General features: G+C 66.8%; 10 protein-coding genes. 3 read left to right on the forward strand and 7 right to left on the reverse strand.

What is annotated here, in order from left to right:
* Positions 1 to 1,347 (reverse strand): PLP-dependent aminotransferase family protein (locus ABZV38_RS37130; protein ID WP_356332953.1); only part of this gene is annotated, 1,347 nt, incomplete at its 3' end.
* Between the two features lie 49 nt (positions 1,348 to 1,396).
* On the opposite strand from ABZV38_RS37130, the gene ABZV38_RS37135 reads away from it, so the two are divergent.
* Positions 1,397 to 2,038, forward strand: coding sequence for a hypothetical protein (locus ABZV38_RS37135; RefSeq protein WP_356332956.1), 642 nt, complete (start codon positions 1,397 to 1,399; stop codon positions 2,036 to 2,038).
* A 182-nt stretch (positions 2,039 to 2,220) separates the two neighbouring features.
* A complete protein-coding gene (locus ABZV38_RS37140; RefSeq protein ID WP_356332958.1) occupies positions 2,221 to 3,045 on the forward strand; it encodes an aspartate/glutamate racemase family protein in 825 nt (274 codons plus the stop codon).
* A 183-nt stretch (positions 3,046 to 3,228) separates the two neighbouring features.
* Here ABZV38_RS37140 and ABZV38_RS37145 read toward each other — a convergent pair whose 3' ends face one another.
* The 5 genes from ABZV38_RS37145 to ABZV38_RS37165 form a co-directional block, all read right to left on the reverse strand.
* Complete coding sequence (locus ABZV38_RS37145; RefSeq protein WP_356332960.1) at positions 3,229 to 4,923, reverse strand: hypothetical protein; 1,695 nt, start codon at positions 4,921 to 4,923, stop codon at positions 3,229 to 3,231.
* Positions 4,924 to 4,987: 64 nt separating this feature from the next.
* Positions 4,988 to 5,779, reverse strand: a complete 792-nt coding sequence (locus ABZV38_RS37150) for a TniQ family protein (RefSeq protein ID WP_356332961.1) — start codon at positions 5,777 to 5,779, stop codon at positions 4,988 to 4,990.
* The gene (locus ABZV38_RS37155; RefSeq protein WP_356332963.1) at positions 5,776 to 6,750 is read right to left on the reverse strand and encodes an ATP-binding protein; all 975 of its coding nucleotides are present in this window, start codon (positions 6,748 to 6,750) and stop codon (positions 5,776 to 5,778) included. Before ABZV38_RS37155 ends, ABZV38_RS37150 begins: the two co-directional genes overlap by 4 nt.
* Positions 6,751 to 6,907: 157 nt before the next feature.
* A complete protein-coding gene (locus tag ABZV38_RS37160; RefSeq protein WP_356332965.1) occupies positions 6,908 to 9,100 on the reverse strand; it encodes an integrase in 2,193 nt (730 codons plus the stop codon).
* Complete coding sequence (locus ABZV38_RS37165) at positions 9,097 to 9,762, reverse strand: TnsA-like heteromeric transposase endonuclease subunit (RefSeq protein WP_356332967.1); 666 nt, start codon at positions 9,760 to 9,762, stop codon at positions 9,097 to 9,099. The genes ABZV38_RS37160 and ABZV38_RS37165 overlap by 4 nt, the downstream gene beginning before the upstream one ends.
* 428 nt (positions 9,763 to 10,190) lie before the next feature.
* Between ABZV38_RS37165 and ABZV38_RS37170 the strand changes: the two genes are divergently transcribed.
* Complete coding sequence (locus tag ABZV38_RS37170; RefSeq protein ID WP_356332969.1) at positions 10,191 to 10,772, forward strand: hypothetical protein; 582 nt, start codon at positions 10,191 to 10,193, stop codon at positions 10,770 to 10,772.
* 259 nt (positions 10,773 to 11,031) lie between these two features.
* Here the strand turns inward: ABZV38_RS37170 and ABZV38_RS37175 are convergent, their stop codons facing one another.
* Complete coding sequence (locus ABZV38_RS37175; RefSeq protein ID WP_356332971.1) at positions 11,032 to 11,760, reverse strand: hypothetical protein; 729 nt, start codon at positions 11,758 to 11,760, stop codon at positions 11,032 to 11,034.
* Positions 11,761 to 12,028 lie beyond the last annotated feature (268 nt).

Here is a 12,028-nt window from a genome sequence, read left to right on the forward strand (position 1 = left end):
TGGCGGAAACACATGATCAAGCAGAGGCCGTCCAGCTGTCAGGCGAACGACAAACCCCACCAAGAAATGATCTTGGTGGGGTTTAAAGCCAAGCTCAGAGAATGTTGCCCATAGCGTCACACCACCGGCTGGTTGCAGGGCGTGGACGTCCGGTAGGTGCTCAGTGAGTGCTTGCCGCAGGGCGTCACGTTGCGATCTGAGTTGCTGGAGCGTGTCGGACCGCTGGGTCTGGTGTTTGTTCAGGAGGACGGCTGTGGCGAGTTGTTCGACGACGGGGGTGCCGAGGTCCGTGGTGGGTCGGGCTTGTTCGACGCGTTCCAGGAGAGAAGGCAGCGCGCGAATCCAACCTGTGCGTAGGCCGCCCCAGACGCTCTTGGACACTGAGCCGATACTGATGGCTGCTGGCATGTATATCGCTAGGGGTTCCGGGCTCGGAACGTCCAGAGCCAGATCGGTCATGGTCTCGTCGATGACTGTGGGACACCTAAGGCTGAGCTGTTGGCGCACGCTCGTGGGCATGCACATTCCGGTCGGGTTGTGAAAGTCAGGTATCAGGTAGGCCAGGTTCGCGGCTCGCCCTGCTGCTTGGAGTTGCTCAGTGTCCCAGCCAGAAGATGCCACGGCTACGGGCAGAAGACGGGCTCGCGCTTCAGTAAATGTCGTAATCGCGTGTGGGTAGGTCGGATGGTCGATGAGGACTGTGTCGTGTGGCGACAGGAGTACGCGCGCCAGAAGCGCCAGCGCGTGCTGTGCGCCGTTGGTGATCAGGATGTGATCGGGCCGGGTGGGCAATCCTCGCCGTTGATACCACTGGGCGACTGCTTTGCGCAGCTCCGCAGTGCCGTAACGGTCGTAGCCGTGCCGCTCGAAATGTCGTGGCAGTTGTTCGAGGGCTGTCGCGAATGCAGCGTGGAGGATTTGGACGGGTGCAGCCGGCGCGGCAAAGGACAGGTCGATGGTCTCTGCGTCCGTGCCGACCGGGTGCTCGGGCGTGGTGTCATCAGGCAGCCGTACCGTCGCCCTGGTACGCGCCTGTGTGGCGAGGTATCCGTGCTCGACCAGCGTGTGGAATGCGGTTCCGACTGTGGTTCTGCTGGTGCTGAGCGCGACAGCGAGGTCACGCTCACTTGGCAGGGCCGCACCAAGGGAGAGGCGGCCATCCAGGATTAGCAGACGCAGCCGGTCGGAGAGACGTTGATGTGCTGGCCCCGGCCCCTCCTGCCACGTCCCCAACATCCGTGCTACCGCGTGCGAGCTGATTTTCACCAGACCAGCATAGTTAATCTGGCTATGGAATCCAGGTCCAGATAGCCGAGAGACTCGCCAGATGGCATCTCCTGCTTCCACGGAACACACCTCAGTCCCGGCTCGTCACGACCCGCCCGTGATGGGGCGCATGAACGCATTCGCCCAGGTTCGGGCGGCCCGGAAGGCACGTCGGATCCCCCAGCTACTGTTCGGCTTGGTGGGGTACGGGGCCGCCGTCATGCTGCTCGTCCAGTCCGGGCTTGGCGCGGCCAGCTGGAACGTGCTCACAGAGGGCACTGCCAAATCTCTTGGCATCTCGTTCGGTTGGGCGACAAACCTGATCTCGCTGCTTGTGCTTATTGCGTGGATCCCCCTGCGAGAACTGCCTGGGCTTGGGACGCTCCTCAACGTTGCGATCGTCGGGTTCGCCGCCGATGCCACCGCGGCTGTGCTCCCCAACCCACATGGGCCACTCGCTGATATCGGATACCTCGGCCTCGGCCTTGTCGCACTGGCCTTCTTTGACGCGCTTTACCTCGGCGCGCAGTTCGGGTCGGGACCACGCGACGGCATCATGACCGGACTCGTTCGGCTCACCCACCTACCTATCGCCATAGTGCGCACCGGCATCGAGGTCGCCGTCGCCGGCGTCGGCTGGCTTTTGGGTGGAACCGTCGGGGTTGGGACCGTGCTGATCGCGCTATGCATGGGACCTCTCGTCGGCTGCTTTCTGCCGCTGGTAGCGGTTAGCCTTCCTGCCGCTCCTGCACACACACGGCACAGCCGATGATGGTGAACAGGCCGTCGCTTCACGGGAACGCCCCGCTTTCCGCACCCGTCACCTGCTCCGCATCATGGCCAGCCTGCGCAACCTCGCCATCAGCGTCCACCGCCAGGACGGCCGCACCAACATCGCCGCTGCCCGTGACGGGCCGCCATGTGCGCCAGTGGTCGGCTGGTAACTTGACTCCCATGATGGTGGCATTGATCGACTCAGGGCTTGGCCTCCTTTCCACCACAGGATGGCTTCGGCACCTCGCCCCGGAACTCGATCTGCTTCTGTTTCTGGACCCCGACGGCGCCCCCTGGGGATCGAGAACGGCCTCCTTCGTCACGGACCGTCTGTTCAGTGCCGCCCAATTGGCCGTCCAGCGGGGCGCGGAGGCCATCGTGGTCCCCTGCAACACCGCCACCGTCACCGCGATCGACGCTCTGCGCGAGAGTTTTGAACCCCGTGTGCCTGTGATCGGAACCGTGCCCGCCGTGAAGTCGGCCGCAGCGGCCGCCCAAGGCATCGCCGTGTGGGCAACCGTCCGGACCACGGCGAGTGACTACCAGGATCGCCTGATCGCGGACTTCGCGAACGGCCGGCCTGTCACGCGTGTCGCATGCCCTGGTCTGGCCGAGGCGATCGACCACGGAGACATGGCCGCAGCAGCGGAAGCGATCGCCGACGCGGCAAAGCGGACCCCCCAGAATTGCGACTCCGTGGTGCTGGGATGCACGCACTACCCCCTGGTGGCGCCAGAGATTCTGCAGAGCCTGCCCACCGGAACCACCCTGTACGACAGCGCGGAGGCAGTCGCCCGCCAAACACTGCGGCGATTGGACAGAACCACGGAATCGCACAGCAGCACGGGCTCCATCGACGTGGTACTCAGCGGGCGCCGCGGAAATCTCCCAGCAGGCGCCCACGCCTACCCGGTGGGTCGCGCCCTTGCCGCCGCAGCGCGGGTGCCCCGCGAAATTCTCATCACTGCCGCAACTCGCGCCTCGATGGCTGCTCCAACGATCTGAGCAAGCCCCGGAACCCCTTCATCTCGTCGGCCAGGCGTACAGCCACTCCGTTCGCGGCAGACCCCGGGAAATCACAGAGCGTGACAACTACGTGATCGCCCAGGACTTGTGCCTGTTTCGCCCAGGGCTCCCCACCGCGCTCATCTGCGCGACCTCTTAGTAGGTAGCCAGGCCGATGACACCTCAGCGAAGGCTTCGGGTGAGGTGCTCGATACGGGCGAGGAATCTCTGCCCGGGGCCAGTGGCGGCAAGCGGCCGGGTGCGTTCGATGATCGTGAAGCCGAGTATGCGCTCGATTGTGAGGAGCGGGTGTCGGATGTCGTGGACTCCGAGGCGCCGTGCGGCTGCCGACAGGCTGGGCTGGCCAGGGAGTTGGACAAGGAGCTGTAGCGTGTCGATGCTGATCTTCGAGGTCAGGATGCGGTGAAGGTCTGGTGCCAGGGGCTGCGGAAGCGTTGAGATCTCGGGCGGCAGTGGCCGTGTGAGGCCCGTCCATACGGGGATGCCCCATTGTTCGGCCAGTTTGCGCAGGTCCCCGGCGGTCACGCCGCACTCGCGGGCGATGCCGCGCAGGCTGCGTCCGCGGAGAACGCACTGCTCTTCCAGCCAGGCCCGGGTGACAGCTCCGGGGCGGTCGCGCTGCCGGCCGCGGAGGCCGATGTGGGTCAGGGCCGAGATGACCGCTGTGTTGCTGTAGCCGGTGGCCTTCGCCATCTCCTGATAAGACAGGCCCTGGTCTTCATACAGATTGCGGAGCCGCTCGGGTGCGAGCTCGTCCCGGAGCGGAATGAGGCGGCCCCGGGCACGTGGTGCGGCCTGTTTTTCGGGCGCCGTCACGCCGCTGAGCTCGGTGAAGAGCCGGACGTGTTCTGGGGTCATGCCCAGTGCGGCGGCTGCCTCCGTCGTGGTCTTGCAGGTGCTGATTGCCTTGCGGAAGGCGGTGTGGTCCACGTCGTCCGGTTCCAATCCGGGCCAGTCCACGTCGGTGACCCAGTGGGGCGGGGGCTCCCAGTGAATGGGTTCGTCGATGCGGTGTTCGGCGAGGTTGGCGTGGGCCTGGTCCAGGAGGAAAACCCGGAGCCAGGCGGGCAGGGCAGAGGTGAACCTGCGGTAATCGGAGACGAAGTTGGTGGCCACGTCGACCACGTGGTCGGCGGGTGCGGCACCCAGGAGTTCCAGCAGGTGAGTGCGCAGGTGACGCTCCCGGCCGCGGGCTCCGGGTTTCCTGCCGTGTTCCCAGCACAGACGCTGGTAGGCACGGTGGTCGATGCGGAGACCCTCGCGTGTGAGCAGCCGACGGCGGCGCGCGTAGTCGATGGGGCTGCCGTGCGCGTCGAGGGCGTGAGCCAGTTGGGCAAGCGCGGATGCCAGCGCTGTGAGGTGGGCGGGCTGGAAAAGCCGGTCGATGATTCTGCGGTCGCGGCGAGGAGCCTGGTGGCCCAGGAGCCGTCCGGCTGCGGCGAAGTCGAGTCGCGTGCCAGGGATGAGGAGGTAGGTGCTGCATGCAGCGCGGAAGGCATGGGGCAGGGTCGCGTCGACAGACCCCGTGCCCAGCAGGCGCATGCTCCACGACGGCCACAGCAGAGCCGGGATCATGGCCGCGCGGCGATGGACCTGATCCTTCGTGCGCGCGGGCCAGCACGGCTGGGACACGGCGCTGGAGAAGCGCATCCGCTGGTGGAAGTTCATCGTGGTGTTCAGCGACGTGATGACGCGTGCGGTCAGCCGCTCGCCAGCGGGCCGCCAGCGGTCGATGCGACGGCCTTGCTGGTGGCCGCCCGTGTACTGTGCACGGTCGGCTTCCAGGATCCAGTCGAACACCTCGGATGAGGCCGGGTGGCCGGAGTCGTGTGCGATCGCTGCGATCGCCGTTCCCACGGCGACCTGATCAGAGTATTCGGGCAGGTTGCGGCCCCTGTAGGCGCGCGGCGCGCCGCCGCAGTCACGTACGACGTCGTGCACGGCCGCGGGGGCCTGGTCGAGGACCGTGTCCAGGCCCTTCAGGGCTCGCCAGGCCAGAGCGTAGATTTCGCGGAGCGCGAGGCCGGCCGGCTCGCGGTCGGACAGCCCGGTGTGCAGCAGCTCGCGAAGGCGCTGCTGCGCGGCCAGGATGGGTCCATCTGGGCCGAGTTCGACGGCCGTGGGTATCGGCGAGGCGGTGGCGGCACCGGGACCACGTTCTTTCCCCTGGTTCAGCCGCCGGGATGGGGTGTGCGCACAGTCCCGGGGTGGCTGGTCGTCCCCGGTAGGACGGGCTATGGGCCAGGGGCGGGTTGCCGCAGGCCGGACACACCTCGAGCAGCAGCACGTGGTGGTGCCGGCAGGCGTAGATCCACGGCAGCCTCCACTCCAGCGGCCACCGCCCCGCAGTGTCGTCCAGGCAGCGCGGGCAGTAGCGGCTGCGGGCACCGATGCGGCGCCACCACGGTGGCTGTCCCAGCCGCCGGTGCTGGCCGCAGCTGATGGTGACGGCCAGCCCGTCGAACGGCTGAAGAGTCATGGCAACCAGCTCCGCCCGGCCCAGCCCCGTGGCCAGCGACAAGGCGTCAGCCTCCCCGGAAGTGAGCTCGTTGGCCATCCGTGCCGGCCGGGAACCCTGCAAGCCGAGCGTCGTCAGAAAATCGCTGGTGGAGACCCGCAGGCGGGCCGCATAGCAGGCGATCCAGCTGTCCAGGGCCTCTCCGGGCAAGGGCGGGACCCAGATCGGGATCCGCTCGTCAGTCCACTGCGTCATGCCGACTTGCTCCGGCTCTGCAGTTTGGACGTCGGCCGCGTGGTGAGAAGGCCGGCCTTGATCTCCGCTTCGAGTTCCTTGCGGGCAGCCTCCGCGGCCGCGTCGTTCTTCACCTGGTTCATCAGGTCTTCGTCGAGGCGCTCATGGCCGCTGCGGATTGCGCGCAGGCAGCCGCGGTTGATCAGCGCCATGAGGGAGGCGAAGTGCCCGGTGGAGCGTGCGTAGAGGTAATCGGACAGGTCCCGGGCAAGCATCCCTGGATACTTCTCGGCCAGGACCAGCTTCTGTTCGATGGTCTTGAACAGGGTCTGCCAGTGCTGACGTCCCTCGTCGTCCTCGATCTGGAACGGGAGCAGTGTCAAAGGGGTGGTGCGACGTCCGAACTGGGCGAGTGCCGTCTCCTTGTCGGAGAATCCCTCGCGGAGCATGCCGCGCTGCTGGACGCCGACCCCGACATAGATCAGAGTGACGGGGAAGACGTTCGCCAGGTACTTCAACTGATTCGCCATGCGGACCGAGTTGGACTTCGCCCCAGCGAGGAAGTGAATGTCGTCAATGACGATCGCGCTGGTCTTCATGGACAGCACCGCGTCCACCGCGCACTCGCCCAAGGTGTCCGCGTCCCCGGCGACCGGCAGACCGTAGAAGCGGCAGATCGCCGCATTCAGGCCCCTGACCTGGGTGTTTCCGCTCAGGGCGATGTAGATGACGGGCACTCTGCGGTGTCCGCTGGGCGTGGTCTCCCCACGCAAGTCGACCTGCGCCCGGAACAGTATCCGGCCGTAGTCGCGGACCGCGGTGCTCTTGCCCAGCCCCGGATAAGCGTCCACCAGCGCGGCCGGCTTCGTCTCGTCACCGTCCTGCCGGTTCGACTCGACGATCTCCTCCAGGCCCTCGTGCAGGGCAAGGAGCTGGGGCGTGTCGATCGGGCCGATGTTGGCATGCCAGACCTGCCGGTTGTCGTTGTGCACCAGCAACTCCCGCGGCGAGAGATCACCGAGCTGGGCCCGGGTGAACTGTGGAGGCTGGATGCGGTCGGGCCCGTAGACCTACTTCAACCAGCCCGGCAGCCGGGTCGGGTGTACTGCCGGTCGTCGCCCTCGAACGGCTCGATGCCACTTGCCGTACTCAACGGCTGTTCCAGACGTCGGTGTAGTACTCGTCCTCGTCGATCGGGACGGTGCTGTCGTCGCCGGGGAAGACCGCCTCGCATTCCTCGTCCTCGTCGTCGTCCCCGCCCAGGTCTTCGTCCTGGGCTGCGACGCCCCGCAGACCCGGCCCGCCGGACCCATCCGCCGGACCGGATCCAGGCGTGCTGAGGGCAGCGATGCGGCGGTCCGACGGCAGCGCGGCAACCTCGTCCTTCGCATCCTGCGGTTCATCGTCCTCGCCCACCAACCGCAGTCGTTCCCGGGACAACCGCACCGCCATCCGCCGCTCAGTGCGGTCCGCGGCAAGCCCGGCACCCCACCGCTCCAGGAGTTCGACCAGGGCGCGTTTGGTGTCGGGGAACCGGTGCGTCTTCTTGGCGAGCCGGCGAGCGTAGACCAACGCCTCCCGGCTGACCGGCCCGCCCAGCGCGGGCGCGTGCTCCCAGTCGAGCGTGTGCCACGTCCGCCGCTTGGGGTCCTGGAAGTACACCTTGGTGATATTGCCGCGGTCCACCGCAATCGGCCACTTGCCCGCTTCCACCCCGCGATAGGGACTGCGCTGATTGCGGTAGTCGTTCAGTGCGTCTCCGTTGTAGCGCAGCCCCTCGATCTCGACCCCGTAGTGGTGGATGGGGACGCGTTCTTCCTCCAGGAACTCCAGGGCCAGGTTCGGACGGGCCGGGATCCGCAGCAGACCCGCGCGGGTGACGCCGTGCTCGAACATGTCCAGCGGACTGAGCTGTAGCCCTGGCACCTCCGGGACGCACAGACCGCGGTGGCGCCGCCTGTGATAGATCCGCGTGATCCACTCACGGATGATCGCTTCGAGTTCGTCGATGAAGAAGAACGCCTCCTCCTCGACCTTCTCGCCGCGGCTGTGCACGTCCGAGCCTTTGTAGCCGGGCAGCGCGGCCAGCAGCCCCTGGTTGAGGGTGCGAAACCACCGCTCGATCGGCTTGTCGGTCGGCGTTTTCGGCCGGGCCGGCTGCAGTGAGATGTCCAGCTTCGCGCAGACGCTCTGGATGTGGTTCGACAGATAGACCTTGCCGTGGTCGAAGATGATCGTCTCGGCCGCGACCGTGGGCAGCAGGGGCTGGCCGTCCCGGTCGACCAGCTTGTCCGCGTCGACCACCACGGTGGAGGGCACCCCGCAGTACGGAAGCGGCTCACCCCCGTCATTCGGAACCTCTCGCGGACGGACCGTCTCGAACAACACCCCAGCCACGTCCGTCGACGTCGTCGACACCGGGGTGAGGCGGAGCCCGGTGATCACCTTGCTGTAGAGGTCCATCGCGACAGTGAGTTCGCACCGCACCCACTGGCAGGTCACCGGTTCCATGGCGAAGACGTCCAGGCAGTTGGTGTCCCGCACCACATACTCGCCCGGCCGCGTCGCCCGCAGCCGGCCGTATGTCCCCTTCGGGGCATCCGCGATCGACCGCTTGCCCTTCGTGCTGCCCTCGAAGGCATTCGTGCCCTTGGACAGCACCCGCAACAGCTCATAACCCGTCGTGCGGGCCGGAATCGGGACCGTGTCCCTCCCGCATTCCTTGGTCAGACGCTCCTCGATCTCGATGAGGATCAGATTCCGCACCGGCCGGGACGACCTCTCATGCCCCTTCAACACCGCGCGGGCCATCTCGAGCCAACGAGGGTCGGCCCGGTCCAGGACACTTGTCTTCGGGCGCTCATGGACCAGCCCGGCCGGACCCGAGTGCCTCACCTGCCGTACCCAGTTCCGGATCGTGCTCTCGGCAACCCCGAGCTCCGCGGCCTTGGCCGCATACCGGTGCATCCGCGGTGTTCCAGGCGCGTAGTCCGGCCGTGGCTCCCCCGGGAGAGCCAGTACCTCATCGCCGAGCTGGTAGCCCGTCAGGACCTCCTGAACATGACGGAACTTCCGCGTCAGTTCGTCATCCCCGTCATCGTCGAGGCTGCTCAGGACGGCCGCAGCTGCCGGCTCCTCGTCCGGTGGCACCGGAACCAGGATCTTAGTGGTGGGATGCGCCAGCAGCACGGAGATGTCGACCTGCCGCCACTTCGGCATGCCGACAACCGCGGCTGTCGGCTGGAGAAGAATCAGGCGTCCCTCGATCTCGGCGACCGTGAACTGCTCGCCGTCGAAACTGATCGGCAGCCCTGGCCGCAGGGACGTCGTCCAGGCGGTCACGAGCACCTCCGCAGCACCGACTCACCCGACAACGGACGCGACAGATCCGTCCTTAGCCGTCCAGACCACAACAGCGCCATCAGCGGCGGCCTCGCCTCCTCCGGCGGCCGATCACCCGCCAGCCGACGCTCGGCCAGGCCCAGTCCATCGCCGTCCACGACTTGTTGCCACGCTTGCTCCACCTCGGCCTCGGGCACCACACCGCGGCGCCGATAGCCGGCCAGGAACCGCACGTTCTCCAGCAGCACCCGGTCTGCCCCGGACCAGATCTCGTACTCCCAGCCGTGTTGCCGAAACAGCTCACCCGGCCATGCCAGGGCTTCCACGATCTTCGGATCCTGCAGACGGCCCGCAGGCTTGACGTTGACCACCCGCACCGTCCCCGAGCACATGACCAGCAGAAAGTCAGGAACGTGGTGCCGAACCCGGTCACCGACCCGAGCCGCCAGTCGGCACGGCTGGGCGAAGATCCCCTGCACCGCGGAGTCGAAGTCCGCCAACAGCAGCCGGGCCAGTTCCAGACGGCTCTCATAGACCACATGCCCGCCCGTTGTCGCGGACGAGTACTTACCCGAGTGGTGGGTCATCCCGTGTACCGACCGAACATCCCGCCAGGGCTTGGACCCCATAAAGTCCGCCACCCGCAGTTGCCGTACCGGCACTTCACGTACCGGCGCGTCCTCGTACCGGATCGACGCCGTAGGAACCTTGCCTGTCGGAGGAGTGCTGCCCGTGCTCCGTACTGCCATGCTGGGACGGTACGGAGAACGCGCGGCACCCACGCAGAGAAGATCGGAAGCGGCCCGATAGAGACCACTACTGAACGTAGTCAGTGTCAACTGAATCGCGGATTTGCTAATCCACTGCTAACGAACCGCCTTCATTGCTAATGAAGTCGTGGACCCTAGAGGTGGCCATCATGATGACCCAGGTTTCCACCGGGACGAGGATTTGGCCGTTGGACCAGGCGGGCATGGCCACAAGCGTCGTGCGATGGCCACCGCGGACCACGGGTGCACGCGTCGTGCTGTGCGGCCTCGGAATGCCCTCGTTCACCTCGTGAGCTGAACGCGCTGGATATTCTCCCAATATGAAGATCACGCTGGGGGGTCTCGCTGCTGGGGTGGGATTTGGGGCGGGTACCTCGCTCATCAACGCGCTTTCGTCGCCGTATGGGGAGCTGGGCATGCCTCTCGTCGGCACCGTCTGGGGCAAGGCTGCCAAGGTGCTCAGCCTGCTGATGGACGCAGGCTGGTCCTGGGCCGCGCTGGCGGTGGTGGTGGGCTGGTTGGCCGGGACATGGGCCCGAGGCGCGCTGGTCGGGGCCCTGACACTGTTCGCTGCCACGGGGGCGTACTACGTCACGGACGCCTTCGTCTGGGGGGCCGGCACGGATATGGTCTGGTGGTGGGTGGTGGGTCTGCCGCTCGGGCTGGGCTTGGGTGTGGTGGGTGCAGCCATCAGGCGGCCTGGAGTGATCGGCTTCCTTGCGGCGCTGACGGTTCCGGTGGGTGCTGCCGCGCAGATGGTCGTGCTACCGCCCCGGCCGCACTTCACCGTGACCCCGGCCATCATTCTTGCCGAGGTCATCGTCTGGACAGCCGCCGCGCTCGGTGCTGGCTGGGCGGCCTACCGATTTTGGGTCGCGAGCCGTGCAACCGAGGCCGCATAGGTGAACCACAAGGGATATTTCGCCCTGGCCAAGGGCAAGTTGACGGCCGCATCTCTCGCTCGTGGTCAGGGCCAGAGGACCATGCTTAAGATCGATAACTGGTGCAGTAAGGTCCGAACTGCGCCACACCGAGACCTCGGACGCCGTCGTCGTCGGCTCCACCGGCCGCCCGGGCCCTCCCGCCGCCCTGATCCTTCAACACACCGGCCGTGCCCGCCCGCCCGTCACCGCCCGGGGCACAGAGATCGTCCACTGCTGCTCAAACTGAGCGCCATTCGCTGCTGCTTCTCGCGTACGTAGCCACGTGGTGAAGTCGATGTCCAGGTGCAGCTACCGGCTGGCCAGTGTGCGCGTCGAGCAGAACGCGGTCGCCCACGGGTCGTTCCAGCTTCACCGTCACCTGCTGCATCCTCGCCTGCTTGGTGCAGTCGCCGCCGTCTCTCCGGTACTTGACAGAGGCCGACAGCACTACGCTGCCGCTTGTTTCCAGCACATCCACCACGGGGCCGTCGTCGCAGACACCATGAAGGGCAACCACGGTCACCGATCGCCCGTCTGCGGCAATCCGGACCAGCCGGTTGATCGGATAACCGGGGATGTCACGGGCTGGCCTGATCGGCGGCCGGGGGAGTTTCGACGGGATGGCAGCGGCCCGCTTGAGGGGGAAGGCATAGCCGTCCAGGGTGAAGAGCCAGGCTGGGACCGTCGCCGGCCCGCGGCTGGTGGCCACGCTCATCTCGCCCAGCTTCGCCCCGGTCACAATCAGGTCTGGTTTTCCGTTGACGGGGGCACCAGCCAGGGTCTTGTACGACTCATCTGCCCCCGCCAGCGGCCGTGTGACCGATCCACCCCCGGCCCAAGTCACCCGGCCGTCCTTCGGCCAAGTGCCGGGCAACTTGCCTCGCAGAACAAAACTTTGGTCTTCGTAGGCCTGCTTATCGGCCTGGCTGCGCAGGCCGCCCCGCGGCAGCTGCACCGTCTCTCCCATGGGGTAGTAGCCAGCACGCCACGCGGCAGCTGCGGTTGAACCGTCCCAGGCTGCGGCAACCTGCCGGGCACGGTCCGTCGCCACCTCCGCGCGGCCGCCGACATCCTTCTCGCTGCCGCAACCGAAGACGGCCCCCAGGCACGCGGCGCACAAGGCCGCCACAGCAAGCAGGCTGAAGCTTCCCCGTGATCTTGGACACGTCCGTGTTACGCCGCGAGGGTCTGGTCTTGTTGGTAGCGCAGGCGTGTCTCGTGGGGCGTGAGGTAGC

Source organism: Streptomyces sp. NPDC005181 (assembly GCF_040608395.1).
Taxonomy (GTDB): domain Bacteria; phylum Actinomycetota; class Actinomycetes; order Streptomycetales; family Streptomycetaceae; genus Streptomyces.

Bases quoted from the DNA above. Each gene is read 5' to 3' on its own strand.
- ABZV38_RS37135 (WP_356332956.1), top strand. From the start codon at position 1,397: ATGAACGCATTCGCCCAGGTTCGGGCGGCCCGGAAGGCACGTCGGATC.
- ABZV38_RS37140 (WP_356332958.1), top strand. From the start codon at position 2,221: ATGATGGTGGCATTGATCGACTCAGGGCTTGGCCTCCTTTCCACCACA.
- ABZV38_RS37150 (WP_356332961.1), bottom strand. From the start codon at position 5,779: ATGACGCAGTGGACTGACGAGCGGATCCCGATCTGGGTCCCGCCCTTG.
- ABZV38_RS37170 (WP_356332969.1), top strand. From the start codon at position 10,191: ATGAAGATCACGCTGGGGGGTCTCGCTGCTGGGGTGGGATTTGGGGCG.
- ABZV38_RS37175 (WP_356332971.1), bottom strand. From the start codon at position 11,760: ATGGGAGAGACGGTGCAGCTGCCGCGGGGCGGCCTGCGCAGCCAGGCC.